The following is a 24,236-nucleotide window of genomic DNA, read 5'->3' as shown; positions in this document are numbered from 1 at the left end:
CTATGTCCACACTTGACGAAGAAATCGCGGCAATTCGTGAGGCAATCACGTTAGGGGTCAAGGTGGTCGAAACGCGCACGAATGGCGTCGTTAAGCGAACCGAATACCCGTCTTTTGCTGACCTCAAGGCCCGTCTTGACTGGTTAGAAGGCGAAAAAGCCGCCTTATCTGGTCGCAGGCGTCGCGGAATTTTGGCGGCGTTCTAATGACGAAGCTAAATTTTCTGGATCGGGCAATCGGATGGGTTGCCCCCGGCGCTGCCGCGCGCCGTGTTCGTCAGCGTGCCGTCCTTGAAGTCCTTTCACGGGGCTACGATGGTGCGACAAGCTCGCGACTGAATGGGAATTGGCGGTCGTCTGGTACGTCCGCCGATGCCGAAATCGGAAGTGCTGGCGCTCGCCTTCGCAATCGAATGCGTGAGCTAGTCCGAAATAACCCGCACGCTGCGAATGCAGTAACGCAGCTTGTGACGCATATTGTCGGCGACGGCATCATGCCACGCGCCAAAACGGGCGACGACGCAAAAGACAAGAAGGTCAATGACCTTTTTGACGAATGGTCGAAGAAAGCCGACGCGGACGGCGGGCTTGATTTCTATGGGCTTCAAACGCTCGCTATTCGCGGGATGATTGAGAGTGGCGACGGTATTATTCGTCGCCGCCGCCGGACGCGCAAAGATAAATTGCCGGTTCCCTTGCAATTGCAAGTCCTTGAAACCGACATGATCGATAGCGCGAAGGAAGGACCGCTTTCCGCTGGTAATATCGCTGTTCAAGGTATCGAATTCGATGCCGAAGGAAGGCGAGCCAACTATTGGCTTTTCCAATCGCACCCCGGAAACACTTACCTTGATCCTCGCTCCGCACTGATTTCCAAGCCTGTTGCGGCCAAAGATATCGCCCATGTGTTCGAAAAGCAGCGAACACAGGTGCGCGGCGTCCCGTGGGGATCGCCCGTCATGTCGCCTATCCACGATCTAGGCGAATATGAAGGCGCTGAAATCGTCCGCAAAAAGATTGAAAGCTGCATGGTCGGTATCCTCGTTCGCAAGAATGAGGATGAAGGCTTAGGCATTCCGGTTAAGGCTGACGATGTTGTGCGCAAGCCCGGCGTCTACGACGGCTCTGGTTATCCGGTCGAGCGCTTTGAACCCGGTATGTTTGCGTTCGCAGAAGGCGCGGACGATATCAAGTTCAACACGCCCGCCGCGAATAGCCAATATGAGGCATACAAGCGGGCCATGCTGCACACTATCGCGGCTGGCTTCCGTATTCCTTATTTCCTACTGACCGGCGATCTTTCGCAGGCAAGTTACGCTTCTTCAAAGATCGGCATCGAACCATTTGCCCGGCTTGTTTCAGCCGTTCAGTGGCAAATGGTTATTCCGATGCTCTGCGAACCAATATGGGATTGGTTCTGCGAAGCGGCCTACTCTGACGGCAAGATCGATACGCCTTACGTTCCTGTAGAATGGACCCCGCCGAAATTCTATTCGGCTGATCCTAAGAAGGATGCGGAAGCAATTATCGCAGAGGTTCGCGCCGGGCTTCGGTCAATGCCTGATGCCATTTCCTCGACCGGACGCAATCCAGACGTTGTGTTGAAAGAAACCATCGGCTGGAACGCGAAGCTTGATGCGGGCAAGGTCATTCTGGACACCGATCCGCGTAACGTCACCAAACAGGGTATGTTCCAAATGGAACCCGATCCGCCCGGCGACGGCGGCGGCGTCCCTTCTCAAAACTCAAAGGACTGATCCGTATGGAGCAGCAAATTCTTGTTCCTGCCGTAAGGCGGGATGCGAGCTTTCGCGCGCAAAGTTTTGACGAAAACGAAAACACAATCGAAATCGTCTGGACTACCGGCGCGCGTGTTCGCCGCAATAGCTGGTGGGACGGCCCATATGACGAAGAACTTGAGGTTACGCCGCAGGCAATTCGTCTTGAGCGCCTAAATGCTGGCGCACCGTTCCTCGATACGCACGATAGCTACGATATCTCGCGCGTTCTCGGTTCAATCGTTCCCGGCTCCGCCAAAATCGAAAACGGTGTTGGAACCGCCCGCGTTTTGCTTTCGCGTGCGCCGGGCGACGCCGACGCCGTTCAAAAAATCCGCGACGGCATCATCCGAAACGTGTCTGTCGGCTACCGCGTCCACAAGGTCGTAAAGACCGAAGGGCAGGAAGGCGACGTTCCCTTGCACCGCGTGGTCGATTGGGAACCGCTTGAAGTTTCGGCAGTGCCAATCCCCGCAGACCCCGACGCTCAAATCCGTTCCGCCGATAAGGCGAACGGCCAGCAAACTTATCCCTGCATCGTCGTCACGCGCGATGCCCCTGCCCCTGAAAACGCCAATGGAGACATTGAAATGGCTGACAAGAATAACGCTCGCGCGGACGAAACTACCGGCAGCGAAGTAAAGGATAATTCCGAAGTAACGACCGAACAGCGCGGCGCGGCTCCAGTTGCCACTCAGGCCGGTATTTCGCAGGCTGACGTTACTCGCGCCGCAGAAGTAGCCGCTCGCGAAGCCGTTGAACGTGAACGCAAGCGCTCTTCGGAAATCCGTGACCTCGCCACCCGCGCAGGTGTTGCAGATTTCGGAGCAGAACACGCCACCGCCGGAACTTCGGTCGAAGAATTCCGCGAGCTTCTTCTTGAAAAGCTTGTGACCGAAGAACGCAAAAATAGCCCGCTTGGTGCGGGTCATCTGATCGGAGCAACCGTGATCGACAATACTCGCGAAGAAGCGCGTGGCGAAGCTGTTGCCGCCGCTCTCCTGCACCGCGCGGACCCCGGCGCTTATCCATTGACTGTTGATGGCGCTCGCGACTTCATGGGAATGTCCCTTCTGGAAGTAGCCCGCGAATGCCTTGAAAGCCGTGGGGTTCGTACCCGTGGTATGTCGAAGATGGAACTTGCCGCTTCCGCTCTTTCGCAGCGCTCCGGTGGCCTTCACTCGACTTCCGATTTCCCGGTCATTCTTGAAAACGTTCTGAACAAAACGTTGAAGACCGGCTACGAAGCCGCGCCACAGACCTTCCGTCCGTTTACTCGTATCTCGACCGTGCCGGACTTCAAGGACGTTAGCCGCGTCCAGCTTGGCGAAGCTCCGCAGTTCGATAAGGTGAACGAACATGGCGAGTTCAAGCGCGGAACGGTCGGCGAAGCTGGTGAAAAGTACCGCATCGAAACTTATGGTAAGGTTATCGGCATCACCCGCCAGACCATTATCAACGACGACCTTGGCGCTTTCACTCGCATTCCGCGTGCCTTCGGCGTTCAGGCTGCACAGCTTGAAAGCGATGTAGTTTGGGCGCAAATCCTTGCTAATCCGGTTATGGGTGACGGCAAGGCCCTCTTCCACGCTGACCATAAGAACCTTCTGACTGCTGGCGCAATCGGCAAGGCGACTGTTTCCAATGCACGCTTGCGCATGAGCTTGCAGACCGGCCTTGACGGAAAAACCGTTCTGAACCTGTCTCCTTCTTACATTCTTGTGCCCAAGGCATTGCAGACGGACGCCGAAACGTTCCTGACCACGATCTATCCGGCCAAGGATGGCGATCAGGTTCCGGCTTCGCTCAAAAATCTGACGGTGATTTCCGAACCTCGCCTTGACGGCGGTATCGCTCGTTACGGCATCACCGGGTCGGCAACGAACTATTACTTCGCCGCTGATAACAGCTTGGTTGATGTGGTTGAACTTGCCTACCTTGAAGGTCAGCAGGGCGTCTACACTGAAACCCGCATGGGCTTCGACGTCGATGGTGTTGAAGTAAAGGTTCGTCTCGACGTCGGCGCGAAAACGCTCGATTGGCGCGGCCTGCAAAAGAACCCGTTCGCCGGTTAATCCAAACTACCCCGATCAAGCCGCGCCATTGAGCGCGGCTTTTCTTTTGAGATTTCGTGAAAGGACGCGAAAATGAAGAATTACATTCAGCCCGGCGACGTTCTGACGCTTGTAGCCGGTGCCGGTGGCGTTAAGAGCGGCGAAATTGTCGTTCAGGGTTCCATTGTTGCCGTTGCCGCAACGTCTGCTGTCGCTGGCGCTGAGTTCGAAGCCAAGATTGGCGGCGTGTACGAATACGCCAAAAACGCCGCAGAAGCTTGGACCGTTGGTGCGCCGATCTATTTCGATGCGACTAACAAGGTTCTTACCGCTACCGCAGGTGAGAACACCCTTGCAGGCGTTGCCGCCGCTGCCGCCGCAAATCCGTCTGGCTCAGGTCAGGTCCGCCTTAATTCCTCGTTTGCAGCTTAATCACTGACAAACCAGACCAAGCCCGCCCTAACCGGCGGGCTTTTCGTTGGAGGATGCTATGCCAGACTACAAAGTTACCTGCGACACTTGGATTGACGGTAAGCCGGTGACAGCAGGTTCGACGGTCCCGCTCGCGGATGCTGAGCAGGCGAAGCGCTATATCGCCGCCGGGCTTCTTGAAGACCCGAACAAGGCGACCAAGGAAACCGCGAAGCCGGAACCGAAGACCAAGGACAAGTAAATGCCCGCGTTTGACCGCTTGAGCCGCGTCGCTGGTCGAGCGGTTGACCGCCTTTACGGCGAAGAAGTTTCCATTACTGGCCGGATCGATAGTCAGTATTCAGGCCGAACCGCCGATCCTGACCGACCGGCGATCAATGTCCGCGCAGTGTTTGCCGACGAACCGGACGCCGACGATATCGGCGGACAGCGTTCCGGCAATAGCCTGCCCGGCGTGACCCGCTTAACCAATGGCGCGGTGAGCATCCAGATTATGGCCTCTGACGTGGCCGCAATGCTGTGGCTCCCGCGCAAGGGCGATCTTGTGCGCCTCTCTTCTCGCACAGGATCGCCCGCTTATTCTGTTGTCGAACCGCGTCATTTGGACCACGGCGACCTTCACGTTATCCTCGTTCGGGAGATTTAGAAGTGAGCCTAATTCCGCTTGCGCTTCGCATTATCACCGTCAGGGCATTGCAAAACAGCACGCTTGCCGGTGCTTGCGTGTTCGATAGCGCGATTGATCCTATTGACCAGCGGATCAAACAAGAAGCTCAGCCGGTAATCCTCGTTTATACCGACGATGATAAACAAACGGTCGCAGGTCGCGACCTTCTGAATGCCTCGCGTGAGTTACAGTTGACGCTAGAATTCGCCGCCGCGACTGCCGTGTCGGTTAAAGTTAAGGTCGAAAAGGAAAACGGCGAAGAAGGCGAAGAAGAATTAGTCTCTTATGAAATCCCGCATACGGATGCTGGACTTGAGGCTACCTTGAACCTGATCCGTAGGCAGACATTTCGTGTTCTGCTTTCCGATCAAGGAAAATGGCCCCGCCTTTGGCGGAAATTTGCCTTGTCGGTTAGTTCTGTGCTTTCGCGGCGCGGAGCGAGCGCGGAAAAAGGCGTTCGCTACGCAGCGCAACAGTCGATTATTACGACTGAAACGCTATCAGAGCCGGAGTTCGGACAGCCGGTCGAAGGTGCGTGGGCTGAACTGCTCGCCGCCTTTGAAGACGACCCCGATCCGGGGATACAAAAGCTTGCGAAAATCATTCGGAACGAAATTGAAGTGCCCGATCTTCCAGCGTGGCGCAGTGCTATGGCTTCGCTCGGTGTGAATGCCGAAACTGCTGACGCAATGGGCTTCGCCCCGGTCGTCAATCCACTATCGCCTAATGACGTTCCGACGACGGTAGCAGGCGCAGAAATCCAAACCGACAACGGAAACTGGAACCTTGACGCAAATGCAATCAACGAAGCTTTGGGGCCGGACGGAACATGAAAACCATTATCGAAATGGCTTCGCGTATTGCCGATCTTGAGCGAAGGCTTGACGGTATGATGCGCCATGGAACTGTTGCCGAAGTTGATCCCGAAGCCGGAACGGCAAGGATTAGCATCGGCGGTACGGACGAAAAGCCATTCATATCGCCGTGGGTTCCATACGGACAGATTGCAGGTGCGCTAAAGGTTCATTCGCCGCCAAGTGTCGGCCAGCAAATGACCTTGCTGTCGCCTTCCGGGGATTTCCGGCAAGCCGTCGCCCTACCGATGACATGGAGTAATCAAAACGCTTCGCCGAGTTCAAAGGGCGACGAAAACGTGTTGACCTTTGGAAGTATCAAGGTGGAACTGCGCGGAACTGAAATCATCATAACCGCGCCTCGCGTTTTTTTTAAGTGCGATGGAACCACGCTTGAAATGAAGGGCGGCAGTTTCCGCGCTTCGTCGGATGATTTCGAGTTCGATTAATGAAAGCACTGTCAGAGATTATTACCGAAGCGCGGAACGGCGCTTCGGACACGGGCGGTTCTTGTCTGACGTTCGGCATCAACCGATACGGCGACGAACTTCTAATCGTCACTGACCGCGAGAATAGTTCAACGTTCATGGTCAAGGGCGAAAACGCGGTTCTACTAAATCCGCTCGACAAGAACGCGCTTGATCGCGCGCGCGAGGTATTCAAATGCCTGGAATAGCTTGCGTTGGTATCGACAGCGCCGGGGGCAAGCAGCTTGGAATGCAGGCCGCAAAGTTCAAAGTACGTGGCGCTCCGGCTGTTGTCGTTGGTGACGCGGTAGCGGGACATGGCTTGTTTCCGCATAACGCGCCGGTAATGGCGCAAGGAACCGCTAAGTTCCGAATAAAAGGAATTCCGGTCTGCCGCGAAGGACACGCCGCTTCGTGCGGCCATACCACTTCTGGCCGTCCCTTCTTCCGTATCCCTTAACCAATCTGCGAGGCTAAAATGTCTGAACGGAAACGCTATCGCGTGACCGAACGCGCGGGCTTGTGGGTTGCGGGTCGCAAAGTTCGGCCCGGTGACATACTCGAATTGTCATTACAGCAAGCCGAATACGAACTGATGCGCGGCATTATTTGCCCCGTCGAAGCTACACCAAATGTCCAAGTTATCGCGTCGTCGCCGTCCAATATGGCGATATCAAGCGCGCCAAGAAAGAGGCGGCGAAAGTAAATGGATAATGGAGCAGGCTACGGCGTTGATCGAATTACCGGCAAGCCGTTGGGTGGTTGGCTCCATGTCGAACAATCGCTTGAAGTTATCTTTACGACGGCATTTAGCGCACGGGTTATGCGGCGCTGGTTTGGTTCACTAATCCCGGCGATCCTTGGTGAGAACATTTCCTCAGCCGTCGTATTGCGGTTGATGGTGTCAATTTATGCCGCGCTCGAATTCGAACCTCGATTTTCGCTAACCCAAATTCACGTTGCTTCGACACCCGACGAACTTCGCCAAGGTGAACTTCGCTTGGTGATTGAAGGTCAGTACCGACCACGCGGCCACCTTGGCGATTTCACCGTTCAAGGCGCGAAACGTGTCGTCGTTGAAGCTGGATCGGGCGGCTTCGTCTCTCTTTCAAGTCTGTAGGCACAGAAACTCACGACAGGCGCTTGAAGCGGCTTTTGCCGCATCGCGCCTGCGCGTCTGTGCGGTTTCCAATGAGGCGCTAGAATGGCAATGGACTTAACGGCGCTTCCGCCGCCCGACGTTATTGAAGAACTCGACTACGAAGAAATCCTTCGTCAGCAAATCCAAAACTTTCAACAATATTGGGCGGTAGCGCGACAGAAAAATCCGGCTCTTCCCGATTATGACGTGCAAATTCTTGAAACCGATCCGGTGATGATCGTGCTTCAAGCGTCGGCATATCGCGAGTTCCTTCTCCGGGCGCGTGTAAACGATGCGGCAAGAGCGAACCTTGTCTCTTTCGCATTGGGCGGTGATTTGGATCAGCTTGCCGCCTTCTATGACGTCGTTCGTCTAGAAGGTGAAACGGATGAGGCCCTTCGAAGCCGGGTAGTCTTGGCTATTCAAGCTCGCTCGCCAGCGGGCGGCGCTTACTGGTACGCTGCCGCTGCAAAGCGAGCAGACGTCCGCATTCGTGACGTTGCCGTTTATCGTGAAGAATTTTGGCCGATTATCCATATCGCAATCCTCTCACAACTTAACGGCGGCATCCCTGACGAAGAGATGCTTGGCGCAGTGCGAGCTATTGTTACTAGCGATGAAGTTCGCCCGCTCAATGACACTGTTATCGTTGAAGCTGCTGTTTCAACTGGAACGGATATCGAAGCTAATATCTGGCTCCTGCCATCCGCACCTAACACTGTGATGGACACTCTCGAACCGGCACTTCGGAAGGCTTGGAACGCCGAAACGGGGATCGGATTTGACCTTATCCCGTCTTGGATCGAAGCACGGCTTCACCTTTCCGGCGTGCAACGGGTTCAAGTCGTAAAGCCTGCTCAAGCCGTCATAGTGCCGCCGGGAACCGCTATCGCGCTCGGTGATATCAAACTCAATTTTAAAGGGCGTGACTACTAATGGCAGACCGTAAAGCGTTGCTACCAAGCAATGCGACGGCGCTTGAGATTGCGCTTTCAGAAGCGGCAGACCGCACCCCTGAATTGTCGCCCGGCATCGTCTCGTTGCGAGGGTTCAAGTTTGATCCAAACGACAAAGTTATTCCTTACCTTGTTTCGGAATATGGTCTTGCCGAAATTGCGGGCTATCTGCCCAATCTTCGCGACGTACTTCGCGAAGGTATCCAGTGGCAACGACTAATCGGAACGCCAGCAGCCATTCACAAGGCTTTGCAATGGATTAGCCACGACGGCGACATAGAGGAATTTCCTGCTAAGGCGCAAAAATGGTGGTGGTTTCAAGTCCATCTACCATTTGAAGTGCGTGATGCGAATGTAGTTCTACCGATTACCCAATTGGTAAAGGCTTCTAAGCCTCTTCGTTCCGAATTCGCTCGCGTTACTGCGGGATGGGACGTTCGCGCCTTTCGGCTCAATACTCATCGTCTCAATGGCAGCGCAGGGCTGAATAACTGGTCGGGAAAACGGCTTGAACCGGGCGGACCCGTCGCGTCCCTGCGCGTAAACCGCAAAGTTACATTGGACGTGCCTCCGGGTGGCGTCGTCGTTCATGACACACAGCATATTCTTATGGTTCGCACAGTTGAAGCAAAGGTGCCGGTCAATCAGCCGTCCGCCCGCTTTGCTGCGACCGCCGCTGTACGTGTCGATTATCAGAACCGGGCAACCGTTAAATTCCAAAACGCGCCCTTTGTTCATCAACCGTTCGGCTCTCCTGTGCCGCGTGTTCAGACGAGAATTTCTTAAATGGCTGTGTTTACACAGGGCGGACGCGTTGCCCTCGCAAAAGCGCTTCTCGATATGACCTTCTTTCTCGCGATTGGTCAGGGCGACCCCGCTTGGGATAGCGTTCCGCCGCCAGCCACACCGGAAGAACAGGCCGCGCTTGACGCGGCCATGTCTGTACTGGTTGGCCTTGACGAATTCGTCGGAGTAACACGTACACGGGACAAATATTTTGTAGCTCCCGACCCGGACGGCGCAATCCTAATGGCGGATGGTGCGCGTTATTCGCAGAGCAGCGAAGCCACCCAATTCGTTTATGTTCGGTTTCAGCTTGATCTTGCTGACGCTAGCGGAACGACACTTCGCGAGGCTGGAATTTACATTAATACGGTTCTTGATAGCGCCGTTCCCGGCGGTCAGACCTACATTCCCGCATCTCAAATCACGCAACTCGGTAGCATGATCGAAGTAGATCGCTTCGCGCCGATTATCCGCGACGGCTCTATCGGCCAGACCTTTAGCTTTATTCTGACAACGTGAGGCGTTCTATGAACAGCATCATCAAGCGCGTCGGTTTTAGCGACCGCTACGACCGCTCGCGTCGCCAGCACGCTATTGCCTTTCAGGATTTGGCGCGTGATGGTCAGGGCGTCTACTTGCAGTCTGCCGACCTTAACGAAATGCAGTCGCGCGCGATGGATCAAACCCGTCGTGGCTTGGACTACATTTTGCAAGATGGCCGTATCATGGACGGCCAAGACCCCGTTGTCGAAGTTGAAGACGAAGATAATATTCGTGTTCAACTTCCCGCATGTCCAATCTACATCGGCGGTATCGTTCACGATGTTGCCGCCGCGACTTTCGTTCTTCCGAACAAAGGCGATTTGACGATTGGTGTCCGTTCAACCGAAATACTGGTCACGGATATTCAGGATGAGAGCCTAAAGGGCTCAATTCCCGGCACCGAAGCCTATATGGAAGAGGGTCCGGCTCGCGTTGAAATCTATGTAGATTGGGGCCATTCGCAGGATGGTCTAGCGGGACCACTTCTTTCGGTCTTTCAGGTGCGTGACGGCGTGATCCTTACGACGTCTACGAATATCGATTTCTCGGAAATCTACCGCGCAATTGAAACCTATTCAGGCGAAAGCAACGGATCGTTCGTGAACAACGGCTTTCTTGTGACGTCGCTCGGTCCAAGTGGCGAAGGTAAGCAAGTATTTTCCCTATCGGAAGGAACTGCCTACGTAAACGGTCGTCGTATCGTCCGCAAACAAGCGATGCGGTTCGAAGTTGAAGAAAAGCCGGACCTTCGGAATGTGGATGCGGAACCGCATCCATTCACTGCTGATACTGGTGGAACTCAAACTTTTAAAGTGGCCAAGTCGCCGATCAGCAGCATTCGGCGCGTAACGATTGAAAAGGAAATAATCGAAACGGTAGTACATGGCCCCTATACGGGTGCCGTTGATCCGCTTCAACACCCTTCCGTCACTGCCGTACTTGAAGTGAAACAAGGTTCTACCGTTTATACTTCACCGGCTAGCTGGCTTCTTTCGCAGGGACAAATTGATTGGTCGCCCGGCGGCGCGGAACCGTCGCCCGGAAGCACGTACACCGTCAAATACCGTTACAATCAGAACGTTGAACCTGATGCGGTTACGCGTGATGAAGTTACCGTCACAGGTGCCGCTAAGAACACGAATGTTCTGATTGACTACGCGTACAAGCTTCCGCGTATCGATGCTTTGTGCATGGATACGACCGGCGCACTTGTGTACGTGGCTGGTGTTTCCGCCGTTTCGCGGCCCCGACCTCCGGTCATTTCTTCCACTATGATTGAGCTTGCCCGTATCGCAAATGATTGGGGTCGCAAGCCTGTTGTAGAACCGACTGGCGTCCGCAACGTGCCGTACAACGAAATCCAAGACATGCGCAAAATGCTGATCGACGTGTACGATCTGGTTGCGCAAGAACGTCTGAAAAACGACGTGACTGCTCGCGACGTTGGCGCAAAGCGCGGCCTCTTTGTCGATCCGCTTCGCAATGATGCGATGCGCGATCAAGGTATCGAACAGAATGGCGCTGTATTTGGTGGCAAGCTCCGCTTGCCGATCAAAGCAACTCTGCATTCGTTCCCTACCTTTAATGGCATCAAGCACCTTGATTTCGTGGAAGTGCCGGTCATTCGCCAAAACAGGCGCAGCGGGTCGAAGAAGATCAATCCGTACCAAACCTTTACGCCAATGCCCGGACGCGCGAGCGTCGAGCCTTCAACCGACATTTGGACCGACAAGCAAACCGTCTGGACTTCGCCAGAAACACAAGCGTTTGAAGCGGCGGAAGGTGAATACATCACCGGGATTTCGCTTGAACAGCAGGTCGAAAAAATCGGCGAACACATTGTCGAAGCACAGTTCGTTCGACAGCGTGACGTTAAGTTCCGACTGGAAGGTTTCATTGAGGCCGAAGTACTCGAATATATGGAGTTCGATGGTATCGAAGTTGCCCCAACGGTTTCCGGCCCGGCTGATGAAAACGGCGTCATAACTGGAAGCTTCAATATTCCAGCGAATGTGCCGACCGGCGCTAAATCGATCTATTTCGAAGGATCGGTCGGCACGGTTGCCGGGTGCAGCTATGTTGCTCGCGGAACTATCACTGTTGAAGAATATCGCCTCACGTCCGCAATGGAGACGTCAACCGAAAGCCTTCCGCAGCCGGTCGTCAACAATACCGTTATCAACAACGTAACGAACGTCACCAACGTAACGGTTAATCAGGTGAACAACGCTACCCCTGTCACGCCGAATAGGCGCGATGGCGGCAGTGACGGCGGCGGCGGTCATGACCCGCTTGCGCAAACCTTCACGCTTGCGCAGTCGTGGTGCTTGTCTGGAATTCGTTTGATGTGTGCAAAGGTTGGCTCGCGTTCGAATTCAATCCTTGTCCAAATCCGAACTGTTGACGTTGGCCTTCCAACCTCGACCGTTCTCGCCGAAGCGTTTGTAGCAGGTACGGAACTCAACGAGGGTGAAGTGTTTACCGCTCGTTTCCGCTACCCGGTGTTCTTGCAAGGTGGGCGCGAATTCTCGTTCGTTGTTCTTACCGACGATGCGGAACATTCGCTGTTTATCGCAGAAATCGGCAAGATCGACCTCGATTTAAATGCTGTCATCACTGAGCAGCCTTTCACCATTGGCGTTCTGTTGTCATCGTCCAACGCTTCTACATGGACCGTGCACAACGAAGCCGACCTGTGGTTCGAGTTGCTTGGTTGCCGTTTCGATCCAGTCGAAAAGGTTGTCCCTATCGGGACGTTTAAGGCGACAAAAATGTCCGACGTCATCGTCCGGGCCGGGGTCGAATATCCCGATCCCTCGGTTGACGTCTCAATCCGCCTGACACGCCCCAACGGGGAAGTAATTACCTCTTCGCCGTCGCAAACGATCCGCTTCGATGAGTATTTTCAGAATGAGAATATTCAGGTTGAAGCGGTTCTTCGCGGCACAGAGCGGGTAACACCTTTTATCTTTCCCGATATCCAAATCGTGGAAGGCGAATTGCAGACAACGGCGAACTACGCGACGCGAGCAATCGATGCCTTGGATACAAACCGGGTTCTGGTCACTCTAGACGCTCTCCTTCCTGCCGGATCGTCGGCAAAGGTGCAAATCGGCGTGTCGGGAGATTACCCGGAAATTCCGGTTTCGAGCGCAACGCAGCTTGGCGATGGACTGGTTGAGCAAACCTTTATTCGTTCCGCCTACCCGGCGGCAAACCTTGATGCACGGGCGCTGATTACAATCACGGGAACGCCTGCGGCGCGCCCTGAGATATCCGCGCTCCGCATGTTGCTCTCAAAGGTGTAATCAATGGCTACGACGCCTAAATATGGTTGGCCTTTGCCTGATGGCGAGGCCATCCAAATTGCTGAGATTAATAAAATCGCCGACGCTCTGTCGGCGATTGATGGTACTTTCAGCGCGTTCGAACAGGCTTACAATACCCACACGCACGCCTTTGCAAACCTAACCGGCAAGCCCAAGACGCTTGCCGGTTACGGTATCGAAGACGGCGTAACCGACGCTGAATTTATTGAAACCGTTCAATCGGTCCTTGATGATCTTCGCGGCGGCGTCTCACCTGAACTCGACACGCTCAAAAAGATCGCAACAGCGATCAACAATAACCCTGAGTTCCACGTAACGTTAAATACGGCGCTTGATGGGCGTGTGTCTGCACTAGGTACACAAGCCTTTACGTTGGCGCAAAAGGCTCAGGCCCGCACCAACATCGACGCTCTAGGAACGGGTGACAAGGGCCGCGCTGGTGGCGTTGCTCCCTTGGGTACGGATAGCAAGGTTCCAGCAGATTACCTGCCCACACTTACGACAAAAGAGACGATGTATTCGGCTCTTTTGAGTGCGGTTTATGACGATGCGGTCGATAACGCAGACAGCCGTTTTCCTTGGATGGACCTTGCGACCGGCGTGTTTAAACGCGCTACTTGGTCAGGCTTGGTCAATAGAATGACGACTGCCGTCAAAGCGACGTTTTATACTAAGGCGGAAGTAAACTCTATCGTTGCTGGTAACATGGCCGGTCGCGCTTATCCGCGCAGATCGGACGGCGCGGGAATTACCCTTAATTGGTCCGGTCAAGGTGGTCAGCCAAGTTGGATTTGGGGCGGTAATGACGGCTATAATATGTTCGTCTACAACCCTGCAAACTTCAACGTTGCATCAGTTGGCGGATGGACAGCGCAGGCCATCATCAACCAAATCGAAAGCCGTGCTGCTGCTTTTGCCGATGACCGAAAGAATGGGTGCGTAATTGACACTCGGTTCGCAGGCTACGTTTCAAACACGATGGCAAAGGACACGACTTGGAGCGCGCCAAGTGGTTATGTCTTTACGGCAGCGGGCCGAAATAGCGGCGATCAGTACACGTTCTATGCCCGGCAATTGCAGGTCTATATCCCCTATCAGGGGTGGCGTGCCTTTGGAGCTTTCTAATGAAGAACTTCGGTAAATTCATCGCAACGTCAGAAATTATCGATATCCCCGGCATCAAAATTGGCGAAGATGAAAACGGCGAGCCGATATTCGGTTCGCCTACAAAACAAAGCGTTCTAATCTTTCGGGATAGGAACGGTAAGGATTGGTTTGACCTCGCCAAAAAGTTTCCCCATCCATTTTATATAGCGGTGGATGGTCAGGGCCGCATTGTCTCCATGACCGATGACTTTCAACAGTCTCAAATTTCTGGCTACGACATAATCGGTATCGATCAAAACTACGGTTTCACCTTTGGCCCCGGTGGCAATGTCTACGGAATGCTCTGGACTGGAATTGAGATAATCAATCCAGTTGACGTAATGTCGTCGGAAGAGAAACGCAGCCAAATGCCGAACCTCTCGCAACGGCAGCTTCGCCTTGGCTTAAACTATCTCGGCAAATTGAACGCCGTGAAAGCCGCTATTGCTGCACTCCCTGACGAGGATCGCACGGAAGCCGAGATTGAATGGGATTTCGCCAGCGAGTTTCGCCGCCTTCACCCTTTGATCGTTCAGCTTATACCGATCCTCGGACTGACCGACGAAGAAGTCGATCCGGTATGGATGGCGTTTTCAAAGGCTTAGCGGACAGTAATTCCGTTGCGTAAATCCTGAATTCTAGTTGCGTGTGCAAATTCGTCCCGTTAACAAAGGCTTAATTGACTTTGGGGATTGGGCTATGGACGGGGCAAGAACTGCCATCGCATTGCCGGTGATTTTCGCCGCATGCGATGAAGGCTATTTTCGCAAGCACGCATTAGGATTTTGTAAGTCCGCACTGAAATCCGGGCATCATGTTCACATTGCCGTAAGTCCTCGCCCCGGCGAAGGATTGTCATACCGCGCCCATACTTTAGCAAGCGTGCTGCTTTCGACTTTTCTTCAAAGGTTTTCGGACGACGAAAAGCGCCGCCTGACCATAGAATTTGTGGCTGACGTCCGCGCACAAAAACCAATGGATGATACCGAGTGTATCGTTTTCTATCAGTCTCTTCGGTTTTTCTTACTGCCCGAACTACTAAACCGATACCAAAGGCCGATTGTCGTTCTTGATATTGATAGTCTGGTAAACCAGCCTATTCCTTCCGTAAACGACGGTGAAGTCGGTCTTTTTATGCGATTAGAAGAGGATAAGGGCAGCACCGAGTTTGAACGGCTTGGAATGAAGATATTGGGAGCGATGGTTTATGCAGACCCAAAAGCTATTCATTTTTTCCGCAACGTCGTTCTTTTCTTGGATAAACATATCCGGCTTTACTATGTCGATCAGCGAGCACTTTACGAAACCTATCTCGCGCATCGCGACGTACGCACGTTCGATATCGCTGAAAAGGGTTGGTTGGACTGGAAATTCAGCCCGTCCTCTCAAGTCTGGACGGCGAAGGGAAAGCGCAAACGCAGAAACCTTACATATGTCGCGAAGCGACTAAAATTCGAGGGGCGCGGTGCGCTCGCCTCGGCGATGATCTTGGCGGGATACTATCTCGGCATAATCAGGACGTAAAAGCTTCCACGGAAGCTACTTGACTTCACTAAGCCGCCTTCGGGCGGCTTTTTTATTTCCACGTTTTCAGCCCGGCCCTCGCGCCGGGCTTTTTTTATGGAGAAGAGGAATGGCTGATCCAGTATTCGGCATTTCCATTACGCGCGTCGATAACGAAGCGCGTCCCGCCGTTGCGTCCGATATGTCTATTGTGGGTATTGTTGGGACGGCTCCTTTGGCAAATGCCACGTTGTTCCCCTTGAATACTCCGGTCTTCATGTACTCGGATGATGCGGCTAAGCTTCTGGCCCTTGGTGCAAGCGGAACTATCGCTGATGCGCTGACCGGCATCAATGACCAGCTTGGCGAGTTCTCAGTTTCCGCCAAGGTAGTCGTTATTCGTGTAGACGAAGGCGTAGACGTTAATGCGACGATGCTCAACCTTATCGGCAGTGAAGCCGAAAAGTCTGGCTTGTTCGCACTTCTCGAAGCGGGGCCGGTAACTGGCTTCATCCCGCGCCTAATCACCGTTCCGGGTTATACCAGCCAACAGCGTAGCGGCCTCGGTTCGCTGACGCTCGGCATTCAAGGCGAAAACCTAACGGAAGCTCCGATCATCGTCTTTACTGGCGGTGGCGATAGCACGGACAAGGTAATGCCTACCGCTCACGCTGTGCTTGGCACAGGCGCGGATGCTGGCAAGGTTACGTCGCTCGTAATCGACAGCGCGGGTCAAAACCTTTCAGGGACTTTGACCGTAACGTTTTCAGGCGGTGGCACGGAAGCGGACAAGGTAATGCCTACCGCATCGGCAGCTATTGAGACGCTGGCAAATCCAGTTTGCGCGGCTCTTCCTTCGATCCTCAATCGTATTTTGGCTCACGGCGTCGTTGATGGACCGGCTTCGACTTTGCAGGCTTTCAATGACTGGCGCGAAACGCTCAATAGCGAACGCCTAATCCCGGTTGAAACGGCTGTGAAGGTTGGCGTTGATGGCGTCGTTCGTCCAGGCGCACCGCGCGTTGTTGGCATCGCTGTGCGTCGCGACCACGAAAAGAATGGTCGCCCGTTCCACTCTTGGGCCAATCAGCCGATGCAAGGTATCGTTGGTCCAAATCGCCCCATCAATTTCAGCCTGACCGATGGCGCGACCGAGGGTCAATCGATCCTTGCTGCAAACGGCGGCATTATTGTTCGCGGCGAAATGGGTGTCGAAAGCGCAATCGCTTCCGGCGGCTTCGTCTACATCGGCACCGATAACGCCGGGCAAGACGAATTGTGGCGCTTCTACAACGTGACGCGCGGTCGCGATTATATTCACCTGCTGTTTTTGCGGACGCTTCGCTATTACCTCGGCAAGTTCAATTTGAACGGCCAGACGATCCAAGCTGTCTTGAACACGATGAATTTCGCGCTTCGCGACCTCAAGGCGCAGGGCGACATTCTTGATTACAAGGTCGGCTTTACCCGCGATCAGAATAGCCCGGAAGAATTGCGGCTCGGTCGCTTCAAGATCGACTTCGCTGCCGAAGAAGCGCCAGTACTCCGTTATCTCGGTCTGCGTTCGTCGCGCTATCGCGCGGCACTTGATGCGCTTCTCAATGATCTTCTCGCACAGATCGACGTGGCGGCTTAGCCGCCGCGTCCTTCCGCTATTCCCTCACAATCTGGTTTAGGAGCGGGCAAGATATGTCCACGCTTTATATTTTGGAGGCTGCAAACCTGTTTTGCGGCGACGACGATCCGTCGAATTCGAAGCACCTTGCTATTCAGGAATTCAAGCTTCCTGACTTGCAGGCTATCTATCAGGACCATCATGCGGGCGGCGCTCGCGTCCAAATCGAACTTGAAGTCGGCATTCAGAAGTTTGAGCCAACTTTTAAGCTCGCCGGGTATGATCCCGACCTGCTTGCTCAATTCGGTTTGGGTTCCAAAAACAAGCATATTTATACCGGCTACGGTGAATTGAAGGATCGCCGAACCGGCGCTTCGATTGAACTTAAAGCCATCATGGAAGGGCGTCTTGGCCGCGTGGCTCCTGACGCGTTTCAGCGCGGCGAAGTTTCCGCCAATGAGTACGCAATCAACGAACTCACTAGCTATCAACTGTGGTGGAACGGAACCGAGAAAATCTTTTGGGACTTCTGGACCAATCAATGGCGCATCAACGGCATTGATCAGAACGAAACCACCAATCAAATTCTCCGCATCCCGCGCGCAGGCTAATAGATCATGAAAACAATTCAGCTTGATTACCCTATCGAAATCGACGGGAAGCGGATCGACGCGCTGGTGCTTCACCGGCCAAAGGCTAAGGATATGATCGCTATCGGCGACCATCTTCCGAAGATTATGGCGCTCAAGGACGGCGACGAAGACAATGCGGCGAATATGAATGCCGATATGTTCCGTGCAATGGTCGCTTTCGTCGGAACGCTTTCAGATATCGGTGAAGTCGCTGCAATGGAACTCGACTTCAAAGACCTTATCAAAGGCGTCGAAGAGGCTACCGAAGTTTTGGGGGAGCCGGAAGCGTCGGATGGCGAGGAAAAGACTGGCGCGTAGCGGTTGCGGATACTTCGCATATCCTCAATACGCCAATCCCTAATTTCCTCGACATGGAACCCCTAGAGTTCCTTGAATGGTGGGCGCAAGCCGCTCGCATAGCGAAAAATACACGCGGCTAACCGCTGCTCAAACCATCCAAAAGAACTTATGTCGATCTAGGAAGGAAACGCCGTGGCGAACCTGACGTCATCCCTGCTCGTCCGGCTTATCGACGGCGTTTCCAAGCCAGCGACAAAGGCTGCTACTGCTCTTCGCAGCATTGGCAAGGCTGCAACCGATATCAACGGTATGCAGTCCCGATTAAATTCGGCGATAGACCGCAATAACAAAGCGCTCGACAACGCGCGCGGTCGAATGGTCGATGCTGTCGCGGCGTTCTATACGCTCAAGTCGGCACTGTCCGCGCCGTTAGACGCGGCAATGAACCTAGAAACGCAGCTTGAGGATATCGGTCAGAAGGCCAATATCCCGCAAGAGCGTCTTGGCGCTCTTGGCAAGCAGCTTCGCCAAGTTGCCCGCGAAACCAATCAGGCAACATCGAAGATGGCGCAGGGTATGGATACCCTTGTCGGCTTCGGCGCGAATGAAAATGACGCGCTCGGCCTTCTCAAGCCAATTGGTCGAGCCGCGACCGCTTATCGTGCCGAAGTTGACGATCTTGCTAAGGCTGGCTTTGCCGCCTTGGACAATCTCAAGGTGCCCGCTACGGACTTCGGCAAGGCGCTCGACGCCATGGCGCAGGCCGGTAAGGAAGGCGCTTTTGAGCTTCGCGATATGGCTCAATATTTCCCGTCGCTCGGCGCTGCCTATCAGGGCTTGAAGCAAAAGGGTGTTCCCGCCGTCGCTGATCTTTCGGCAGCTTTGCAGATCGTGCGCAAAGGCGCAGGAGATAGCGAAGAAGCGGCAACCAACCTCGCCAACGTCCTTCAAAAGATCAACGCACCACAGACGCGTAAAGCCTTTGACAAAATGGGCGTCGATCTTGAAAAGTCGATGAAGAAGGCAATGGACAAAGGCATGACGCCTATTGAAGCCATTGCCGAAATCACGAACCGCACACTTAAAGGCGACCTCGGCAAGCTCGGCGACCTTTTCCAAGATGCTCAGGTACAGAAGGGCTTGCGCCCTCTAATCCAAAACATTCTTGAATACCGCCGCATTCGCGCCGAAGCGATGAAAGCGCAGGGCGTCGTTGAAGAAGATTATCAGCGCCGTCTTAAAACTTCGCGCGGCTTCGCGGATCGCCTGCGCGCTACTATTGAAAACCTCAATGCTTCGCTAGGCGTTGCACTTCTTCCGGCGTTCAACGATATCGCTGATGCGGTATCGCTTGCGGCGACGAAGCTGGCTGAATTTGCCGAAGCCAATCCGAAGCTAACCCGTTCGATCGTTCTGGTTACGTCGGCGCTGATCGGCCTCCGCATTGCACTGACGGCCCTTAATTTCGTCGGCCTAATGGCGAAGGGCGGCGCGCTTTCTGTGCTTTCTCTTGGGTTGCGCGGTATCGCACCTGCGGCGTTCGTGGCAAGCAAGGTTCTTATGGGGCCACTTCGCAAAAGCTTGTCCGTTGCATCCGGCTACTTCGGTACTCTCGCTCTTCGCTCAAGGCTTGCTACGGCTGCAACCGGCAAAGCGCCGGGCGTTTTTGCCCGGCTCGCCGATGCCGGTATTGTTGCCGGTCGCGGCCTTCTGAGGATGCTAAATCCGCTCAATCTCTTGCGCGGTGGCTTCTCCATCCTACGCGGGGCAGCGGTAGCGCTTCGTGGCGCTCTGATGTTTACCGGCGTCGGCGCTGTCCTAGCCGGGATCGCGGCGGCAGGTACGCTGATCTACAACAATTGGGAAGGATTGAAATCCTTCTTCGTTGGTGTCGGGGAAGGCTTCGTCAAAGCACTTGAGCCGGTAAAACCGATCATTGAACCTATCGCGAAGTTTTCGACGGATATCTTCAATTCGATTAGCAATCTCCTTGGACCGTTGGGCGCAACAAACGCCGAATGGAAGTCATGGGGTGAAACGGTCGGCGGCGTCGTCGGCGGTGCCGTATCAACTATAATCGAAAAGATCAGCACGCTTGTAGGCTGGCTTCGGTCGGGCGTTGAAGCGGCAGGCAAGCTTATGTCTGCACTGTCCGGACCCGTTGGCCCTAGCGGCCTTCCTTATACCGTTACTGGTGGCTCCGATGGTTCTGGCGGCGTGAATACGCCTTCGTACATGGGCGGAGCTATCGTACCGGACGGTAAGCGTGCAAAGGGCGGGCCAATCTCTGCCGGAAGTACGTACCTGACGGGCGAAGACGGGCCGGAAATTATTACGCCTAGCAGGAATGGTTACGTGCATCCAAACGGGAAAGCGCCCGGCGGGTTCGCCGGATCAACGCGTGCTTCTGCTGCCGGTTCACGTTTTCAGTTTGGCGACATTCATATCCACGGCGTCAGCAATCCAGAAAGCGTCGGGCGGAAACTTAACGACGCTATCGAAGCCCAACTTCGCGGAATTCATAGCGATTGGGACTAAGCCGAAAAAGGAAGTTTCAAGATGCTTGCGGCTTTAGGTTCAACGCTTTTCGAAGTAAGCCCTCTCAACTTTCACGAAACCAGCCACGAAACGGGCGGCGACTTTGCGGAGAAATCCGTTATGGGTCGCCGCCCAACGCTCGAATGGGTTGGTGAAAGTTCCGAAAACTGGTCAATTCAAGGACGGCTTTTCCCGCACAAATTCGGAGGTCTGTCGAACCTTGAGGGGCTTCATCAGCAGCGCAGAGCGGGGAAACCACTACCCTATATGCGCGGAGATGGAACGCCGCTTGGATGGGTAGTAATCGAAAAAATTTCGGAACAGTCCAGCTACATCGACGCTAAGGGTTTGGGCAGGGTTATTGAATTCACCGTGTCAGTCAAGCGCTCCGATCCGCCTGCGAAAACCGGAATTTTTTCAATTATGTCGGGGCTGCTCGGATGAATATTCTCGGCTTTGAGCGCGTAACAGTCATGTCCGACTTGATGACGCTCGACCTTATCATTTGGCAGAGGTTCCAACGCCCAATGATTGGTTTAATTGAGGCGACTTATGAATTGCCTCAAAATCAAGACTTGGCTGAATTGGGCGCATTTATTCCGGTCGGAACTGTAGTCACCATTCCTATTCCGAACGAACGCGACGCGCAAAACGTCGAAATCACTTCACTTTGGGATTAGCCAATATGGCGCGGCGTGCGATCTATCAAGTTAAGGTCGCCGGACAAGACATTTCATCAAAACTTCTTCCGATCCTTATTTCACTCGAAACGACTGACAAGGAAGGCTCTTCTTCCGATACCGCGTCAATATCGATTGACGACAAGGATCAGGTAATTCGGTTTCCCAAGACGGGCGACCCAATGTCGGTGTCGTTCGGTTGGGAGGGCGAAGGTTTAAGCGTTGTCTTCACGGGCACCGTTGATGAAGTTCAATCGTCCGGCTCGCGCGGCGGTGGCCGCGTTCTGTCAATCTCCGCAAAGGGGATCGATACGCAAAGCAAGGTCAAGCAACATCAGCATTTAAATATCGACAAAGCCAACCTCGAAACCGCTTTGAAAAAGGCGGGCGAGCAAGCGGGCATTACCGATATCAAGGTCGATGATGAGCTAGCCGGTATTGAACGCGATTGGTGGGGTTTGGACGGCGAAAGCTTTATCGCCTTTGCCGAACGTACCGCACGGGAAGTCGGCGGGATTTTCAAAATCCAAGGCAATAAGGCGGCAATGGTTTCAAAGACCGGCGGCGCGGCGTCTGGCGCAGCGATGCCGACTATTACGGCAGCGTGGGGCGTTAATCTGATCGCTTGGGATATCCGTCCGGTTACGGGTCGCCCTCGGCACAAGACTGTAAAGGCACGCTACTACGACCGCAAAGAAGCAAAGTGGAAAGAAGCCGAAGCATCGGTTCAAAATGAAGACGACGTTCTTGTCTCTTACGGCAAGAAGTCGGGATCGGACGAAGGCGACGCCGTATCAACTTCGAAAGGCAAGGCCAAAGAAGTTGAACGCGACAAGGGCGGCGGGACGGTCGAAATCGACGGGACGGCTTTAGCCCGGCCCGGCGGAACCTGCATAATCTCCGGCGCGCGGGCTGGTGTCGATGGCTCTTATCGCATCGAAGAGGTCAGCCACAGCTATTCGAATAGCGGCTGGACCACTCGCCTAACGGTAAAACTCCCAAGCGCGAACGCTGGCAAAGACACGCGGTCGCCGAAGAAACCCACAAAGAAATCAAGCGGCTCAAGCGGATCATCCGGCGGCGCAAGCGTCGGCGGTGATGACATCCTTGTGCCAAGCTGACAGCGAAGGTTCGCAATGCTCAAAATCATTCAGAAGATCGTTGGCGGAAACCTCACGAGCGCACAAAAGGCAAACGCAAATAGCGTTATCGTTGCGCTCAATGAATTCGGGCCAGCCGTAGGACTAAATCAGCCGCATAGGCTTGCGCAGTACCTTGCGCAAATCCTGCACGAAAGCGGCTCCTTCCGGTATGACCGTGAGGTATGGGGGCCAACCGAAGCGCAAAAGCGCTACGACACGCGCACCGACCTTGGCAATACGGCAGCGCTTGACGGCGATGGATATCTTTTCCGGGGCCGGACGTCGATCCAGATTACCGGCAAATACAATACGACGGCTTTCCGCGATTGGTGCCGCACGCTGGCGTCATCGACCAGCCTGACCGTTCCCGACTTCGTTAAAGACCCCGATGCTATGAATACCGATCCATGGGAGGGCCTTGGTCCTATATGGTATTGGGACACACGAAACCTGAACGTTTACGCCGACCGGGGCGATAACGAAATGATTACGAAGAAGATCAATGGTGGCCTTAACGGCTATCAGGATCGTCTTGATTGGTACACGAAGACGGCGCTTGTGCTTCTCGGCTACGACCGTGGGGATATCCGCTCATTCCAGAAGGCGAAGGGGCTTGCAGTTGACGGCATTGCGGGACCGCGTACCCGTTCCGCGCTCCATAAGGCGCTTGTCAGCCTAACGGCTCCTGTGGCGCAGTCGGATAGCGTCATGTCCGCACCAGTCGTTGAAGAAAAGCCGGTTGTCCCGCCTGTTGTCGAGCAAAAGGCAAAGTCGCAAACCAACCTTTGGGGTTGGCTGACGACGGCGCTCGGCGGTGGCGGCGCTGGAATTACGGCGCTCTTGGGCGCTGACTGGAAGTCGATCCTTGCCTTTGGTGGCCTTGGACTTGGCGGATTGGTTATTCTTACCGTCGTAGGCCCGCAGATCGCGCGCGCGATCCGCAATATTCAGCAGGAATTGGCCTAAGAAGGACGATCAGGACAACACGGTAATTGCCGCGCCCGTCGTGCAAAACCTATTCGGGTCGTCGGCGCAAGCTGGCGCGGTAAAGTTTAGGATGCGTACCGGCGGAAAGCCGGTCGGCCTTCTCTTCTTATGCCCATGCGGATGCAACGTAATCGGCGGAGTTAGTTTCTCCGCCGATGGTTGGTCTTGGGACGGCGATATGAGCCGTCCTTCCGTTACCCCGTCAATTGTTCTGCATACGCGTGAGGGGCCGCATTGGCATGGCCTTCTTATCGATGGAGAATGGAGGCCCTTAGAATGTGGACCGCAATCGTAAAATGGATTACTGGCGATCTTGTCGGCCAGCTTACCAAGGCATACGAAGCGAAGTTGAAGGCATCGAATGAAACCGAAAGGATCATTGCCGACGTCGCTATCAAGGACTTGGAAAGGCAAATTGCTGACCGGCAGGCTGCAAAGGAAATTCGCCTTTCGACTTCCGGCTTTTGGGAAATGCGCCTTATCACTTTCCTAATCGCAGGCAGCTTTACGCTGCACCTGATCCTTGTGTCGTTCGACACATGTTTTTCGCTTGGCTGGAAAATTCCGCGATATCCTGCGCCGTTCGATGAATGGCAAGGAACTATCCTGCTTTCCTTCTTCGGCGTGCAGGTCGTTGGACAGGGTATTTCAGCTATTGCCGGGGCGATACGCGGTCGAAAATAGCGG

28 protein-coding genes are annotated in these 24,236 nt (G+C 54.3%); all 28 read left to right on the top strand.

The window, feature by feature from the left end; genetic code table 11:
* Window positions 1-2: 2 nt before the first annotated feature.
* Window positions 3-206, top strand: coding sequence for a phage head-tail joining protein (locus tag OANT_RS07780; RefSeq protein WP_041545047.1), 204 nt, complete (start codon window positions 3-5; stop codon window positions 204-206).
* The gene (locus OANT_RS07775; RefSeq protein WP_012091560.1) at window positions 206-1,756 is read left to right on the top strand and encodes a phage portal protein; all 1,551 of its coding nucleotides are present in this window, start codon (window positions 206-208) and stop codon (window positions 1,754-1,756) included. The genes OANT_RS07780 and OANT_RS07775 overlap by 1 nt, the downstream gene beginning before the upstream one ends.
* Before the next feature lie 5 nt (window positions 1,757-1,761).
* Window positions 1,762-3,852, top strand: a complete 2,091-nt coding sequence (locus tag OANT_RS07770) for a prohead protease/major capsid protein fusion protein (protein ID WP_012091559.1) — start codon at window positions 1,762-1,764, stop codon at window positions 3,850-3,852.
* A 72-nt stretch (window positions 3,853-3,924) separates the two neighbouring features.
* Window positions 3,925-4,263, top strand: a complete 339-nt coding sequence (locus OANT_RS07765) for a DUF2190 family protein (protein ID WP_012091558.1) — start codon at window positions 3,925-3,927, stop codon at window positions 4,261-4,263.
* 58 nt (window positions 4,264-4,321) lie between these two features.
* Window positions 4,322-4,504 carry a hypothetical protein gene (locus OANT_RS07760; RefSeq protein WP_041545045.1) on the top strand — a complete coding sequence of 61 codons (183 nt, stop codon included), beginning with the start codon at window positions 4,322-4,324 and terminating at the stop codon, window positions 4,502-4,504.
* On the top strand, window positions 4,505-4,909 hold the full coding sequence (locus tag OANT_RS07755; RefSeq protein ID WP_012091557.1) for a hypothetical protein: 405 nt from the start codon (window positions 4,505-4,507) through the stop codon (window positions 4,907-4,909).
* Window positions 4,910-4,986: 77 nt separating this feature from the next.
* Window positions 4,987-5,763: a hypothetical protein gene (locus tag OANT_RS07750; protein ID WP_235823013.1), complete on the top strand. Its 777-nt coding sequence runs from the start codon at window positions 4,987-4,989 to the stop codon at window positions 5,761-5,763.
* The gene (locus tag OANT_RS07745; protein WP_012091555.1) at window positions 5,760-6,233 is read left to right on the top strand and encodes a phage baseplate assembly protein V; all 474 of its coding nucleotides are present in this window, start codon (window positions 5,760-5,762) and stop codon (window positions 6,231-6,233) included. The genes OANT_RS07750 and OANT_RS07745 overlap by 4 nt, the downstream gene beginning before the upstream one ends.
* On the top strand, window positions 6,233-6,460 hold the full coding sequence (locus tag OANT_RS07740; RefSeq protein WP_041545043.1) for a hypothetical protein: 228 nt from the start codon (window positions 6,233-6,235) through the stop codon (window positions 6,458-6,460). Before OANT_RS07745 ends, OANT_RS07740 begins: the two co-directional genes overlap by 1 nt.
* Complete coding sequence (locus OANT_RS27405) at window positions 6,448-6,711, top strand: PAAR domain-containing protein (RefSeq protein WP_041545042.1); 264 nt, start codon at window positions 6,448-6,450, stop codon at window positions 6,709-6,711. The genes OANT_RS07740 and OANT_RS27405 overlap by 13 nt, the downstream gene beginning before the upstream one ends.
* A gap of 246 nt (window positions 6,712-6,957) precedes the next feature.
* Complete coding sequence (locus OANT_RS07730) at window positions 6,958-7,371, top strand: GPW/gp25 family protein (RefSeq protein WP_012091554.1); 414 nt, start codon at window positions 6,958-6,960, stop codon at window positions 7,369-7,371.
* A gap of 84 nt (window positions 7,372-7,455) precedes the next feature.
* On the top strand, window positions 7,456-8,328 hold the full coding sequence (locus tag OANT_RS07725; protein ID WP_012091553.1) for a baseplate assembly protein: 873 nt from the start codon (window positions 7,456-7,458) through the stop codon (window positions 8,326-8,328).
* A complete protein-coding gene (locus tag OANT_RS07720) occupies window positions 8,328-9,134 on the top strand; it encodes a phage tail protein (protein WP_012091552.1) in 807 nt (268 codons plus the stop codon). The genes OANT_RS07725 and OANT_RS07720 overlap by 1 nt, the downstream gene beginning before the upstream one ends.
* Complete coding sequence (locus tag OANT_RS07715) at window positions 9,135-9,653, top strand: BW3TFN family phage tail fiber component (protein ID WP_012091551.1); 519 nt, start codon at window positions 9,135-9,137, stop codon at window positions 9,651-9,653.
* Window positions 9,654-9,661: 8 nt separating this feature from the next.
* Window positions 9,662-12,985 carry a DUF4815 domain-containing protein gene (locus OANT_RS07710; RefSeq protein ID WP_012091550.1) on the top strand — a complete coding sequence of 1,108 codons (3,324 nt, stop codon included), beginning with the start codon at window positions 9,662-9,664 and terminating at the stop codon, window positions 12,983-12,985.
* A 3-nt stretch (window positions 12,986-12,988) separates the two neighbouring features.
* The gene (locus tag OANT_RS07705) at window positions 12,989-14,131 is read left to right on the top strand and encodes a hypothetical protein (RefSeq protein ID WP_012091549.1); all 1,143 of its coding nucleotides are present in this window, start codon (window positions 12,989-12,991) and stop codon (window positions 14,129-14,131) included.
* Window positions 14,131-14,757: a hypothetical protein gene (locus OANT_RS07700; protein ID WP_012091548.1), complete on the top strand. Its 627-nt coding sequence runs from the start codon at window positions 14,131-14,133 to the stop codon at window positions 14,755-14,757. The genes OANT_RS07705 and OANT_RS07700 overlap by 1 nt, the downstream gene beginning before the upstream one ends.
* A 94-nt stretch (window positions 14,758-14,851) precedes the next feature.
* Window positions 14,852-15,676, top strand: a complete 825-nt coding sequence (locus tag OANT_RS07695) for a hypothetical protein (protein WP_041545307.1) — start codon at window positions 14,852-14,854, stop codon at window positions 15,674-15,676.
* A gap of 109 nt (window positions 15,677-15,785) precedes the next feature.
* The gene (locus tag OANT_RS07690; protein WP_012091546.1) at window positions 15,786-17,291 is read left to right on the top strand and encodes a phage tail sheath protein; all 1,506 of its coding nucleotides are present in this window, start codon (window positions 15,786-15,788) and stop codon (window positions 17,289-17,291) included.
* 53 nt (window positions 17,292-17,344) lie between these two features.
* The gene (locus OANT_RS07685; RefSeq protein ID WP_012091545.1) at window positions 17,345-17,881 is read left to right on the top strand and encodes a phage major tail tube protein; all 537 of its coding nucleotides are present in this window, start codon (window positions 17,345-17,347) and stop codon (window positions 17,879-17,881) included.
* A 6-nt stretch (window positions 17,882-17,887) separates the two neighbouring features.
* Window positions 17,888-18,220 carry a phage tail assembly protein gene (locus OANT_RS07680; RefSeq protein ID WP_012091544.1) on the top strand — a complete coding sequence of 111 codons (333 nt, stop codon included), beginning with the start codon at window positions 17,888-17,890 and terminating at the stop codon, window positions 18,218-18,220.
* Between the two features lie 174 nt (window positions 18,221-18,394).
* Window positions 18,395-20,740 carry a phage tail tape measure protein gene (locus tag OANT_RS07675; RefSeq protein ID WP_012091543.1) on the top strand — a complete coding sequence of 782 codons (2,346 nt, stop codon included), beginning with the start codon at window positions 18,395-18,397 and terminating at the stop codon, window positions 20,738-20,740.
* Between the two features lie 21 nt (window positions 20,741-20,761).
* Complete coding sequence (locus OANT_RS07670) at window positions 20,762-21,184, top strand: phage tail protein (protein WP_012091542.1); 423 nt, start codon at window positions 20,762-20,764, stop codon at window positions 21,182-21,184.
* Window positions 21,181-21,420, top strand: a complete 240-nt coding sequence (locus OANT_RS07665; protein ID WP_012091541.1) for a tail protein X — start codon at window positions 21,181-21,183, stop codon at window positions 21,418-21,420. Before OANT_RS07670 ends, OANT_RS07665 begins: the two co-directional genes overlap by 4 nt.
* A 5-nt stretch (window positions 21,421-21,425) precedes the next feature.
* On the top strand, window positions 21,426-22,541 hold the full coding sequence (locus tag OANT_RS07660) for a phage late control D family protein (protein WP_012091540.1): 1,116 nt from the start codon (window positions 21,426-21,428) through the stop codon (window positions 22,539-22,541).
* A gap of 15 nt (window positions 22,542-22,556) precedes the next feature.
* Window positions 22,557-23,528 (top strand): peptidoglycan-binding protein, encoded by a 972-nt coding sequence (locus tag OANT_RS07655; protein ID WP_012091539.1) that lies wholly within the window; start codon window positions 22,557-22,559, stop codon window positions 23,526-23,528.
* Between the two features lie 91 nt (window positions 23,529-23,619).
* Window positions 23,620-23,844 carry a ubiquitination-like system serine protease family protein gene (locus OANT_RS27400; protein ID WP_219732938.1) on the top strand — a complete coding sequence of 75 codons (225 nt, stop codon included), beginning with the start codon at window positions 23,620-23,622 and terminating at the stop codon, window positions 23,842-23,844.
* The gene (locus OANT_RS07650; RefSeq protein ID WP_041545040.1) at window positions 23,826-24,233 is read left to right on the top strand and encodes a hypothetical protein; all 408 of its coding nucleotides are present in this window, start codon (window positions 23,826-23,828) and stop codon (window positions 24,231-24,233) included. Before OANT_RS27400 ends, OANT_RS07650 begins: the two co-directional genes overlap by 19 nt.
* Window positions 24,234-24,236 lie beyond the last annotated feature (3 nt).

It is taken from the genome of Brucella anthropi ATCC 49188 (assembly GCF_000017405.1).
In the GTDB taxonomy this organism is placed as follows: domain Bacteria; phylum Pseudomonadota; class Alphaproteobacteria; order Rhizobiales; family Rhizobiaceae; genus Brucella; species Brucella anthropi.
This window is presented reverse-complemented; position numbering and strand designations above follow the sequence as displayed.

Excerpts from the sequence above, each read along its gene's own strand:
- OANT_RS07765 (WP_012091558.1), top strand. The coding sequence starts at position 3,925 with ATGAAGAATTACATTCAGCCCGGCGACGTTCTGACGCTTGTAGCCGGT.
- OANT_RS07740 (WP_041545043.1), top strand. The coding sequence starts at position 6,233 with ATGAAAGCACTGTCAGAGATTATTACCGAAGCGCGGAACGGCGCTTCG.
- OANT_RS07670 (WP_012091542.1), top strand. The coding sequence starts at position 20,762 with ATGCTTGCGGCTTTAGGTTCAACGCTTTTCGAAGTAAGCCCTCTCAAC.
- OANT_RS07705 (WP_012091549.1), top strand. The coding sequence starts at position 12,989 with ATGGCTACGACGCCTAAATATGGTTGGCCTTTGCCTGATGGCGAGGCC.
- OANT_RS07690 (WP_012091546.1), top strand. The coding sequence starts at position 15,786 with ATGGCTGATCCAGTATTCGGCATTTCCATTACGCGCGTCGATAACGAA.
- OANT_RS07715 (WP_012091551.1), top strand. The coding sequence starts at position 9,135 with ATGGCTGTGTTTACACAGGGCGGACGCGTTGCCCTCGCAAAAGCGCTT.
- OANT_RS07780 (WP_041545047.1), top strand. The coding sequence starts at position 3 with ATGTCCACACTTGACGAAGAAATCGCGGCAATTCGTGAGGCAATCACG.
- OANT_RS07660 (WP_012091540.1), top strand. The coding sequence starts at position 21,426 with ATGGCGCGGCGTGCGATCTATCAAGTTAAGGTCGCCGGACAAGACATT.
- OANT_RS07760 (WP_041545045.1), top strand. The coding sequence starts at position 4,322 with ATGCCAGACTACAAAGTTACCTGCGACACTTGGATTGACGGTAAGCCG.
- OANT_RS07665 (WP_012091541.1), top strand. The coding sequence starts at position 21,181 with ATGAATATTCTCGGCTTTGAGCGCGTAACAGTCATGTCCGACTTGATG.
- OANT_RS07775 (WP_012091560.1), top strand. The coding sequence starts at position 206 with ATGACGAAGCTAAATTTTCTGGATCGGGCAATCGGATGGGTTGCCCCC.
- OANT_RS07650 (WP_041545040.1), top strand. The coding sequence starts at position 23,826 with ATGTGGACCGCAATCGTAAAATGGATTACTGGCGATCTTGTCGGCCAG.
- OANT_RS07725 (WP_012091553.1), top strand. The coding sequence starts at position 7,456 with ATGGCAATGGACTTAACGGCGCTTCCGCCGCCCGACGTTATTGAAGAA.
- OANT_RS07755 (WP_012091557.1), top strand. The coding sequence starts at position 4,505 with ATGCCCGCGTTTGACCGCTTGAGCCGCGTCGCTGGTCGAGCGGTTGAC.
- OANT_RS07685 (WP_012091545.1), top strand. The coding sequence starts at position 17,345 with ATGTCCACGCTTTATATTTTGGAGGCTGCAAACCTGTTTTGCGGCGAC.
- OANT_RS27405 (WP_041545042.1), top strand. The coding sequence starts at position 6,448 with ATGCCTGGAATAGCTTGCGTTGGTATCGACAGCGCCGGGGGCAAGCAG.
- OANT_RS07720 (WP_012091552.1), top strand. The coding sequence starts at position 8,328 with ATGGCAGACCGTAAAGCGTTGCTACCAAGCAATGCGACGGCGCTTGAG.
- OANT_RS07730 (WP_012091554.1), top strand. The coding sequence starts at position 6,958 with ATGGATAATGGAGCAGGCTACGGCGTTGATCGAATTACCGGCAAGCCG.
- OANT_RS07695 (WP_041545307.1), top strand. The coding sequence starts at position 14,852 with ATGGACGGGGCAAGAACTGCCATCGCATTGCCGGTGATTTTCGCCGCA.
- OANT_RS07770 (WP_012091559.1), top strand. The coding sequence starts at position 1,762 with ATGGAGCAGCAAATTCTTGTTCCTGCCGTAAGGCGGGATGCGAGCTTT.
- OANT_RS07710 (WP_012091550.1), top strand. The coding sequence starts at position 9,662 with ATGAACAGCATCATCAAGCGCGTCGGTTTTAGCGACCGCTACGACCGC.
- OANT_RS07680 (WP_012091544.1), top strand. The coding sequence starts at position 17,888 with ATGAAAACAATTCAGCTTGATTACCCTATCGAAATCGACGGGAAGCGG.
- OANT_RS07700 (WP_012091548.1), top strand. The coding sequence starts at position 14,131 with ATGAAGAACTTCGGTAAATTCATCGCAACGTCAGAAATTATCGATATC.
- OANT_RS27400 (WP_219732938.1), top strand. The coding sequence starts at position 23,620 with ATGCGTACCGGCGGAAAGCCGGTCGGCCTTCTCTTCTTATGCCCATGC.
- OANT_RS07745 (WP_012091555.1), top strand. The coding sequence starts at position 5,760 with ATGAAAACCATTATCGAAATGGCTTCGCGTATTGCCGATCTTGAGCGA.
- OANT_RS07655 (WP_012091539.1), top strand. The coding sequence starts at position 22,557 with ATGCTCAAAATCATTCAGAAGATCGTTGGCGGAAACCTCACGAGCGCA.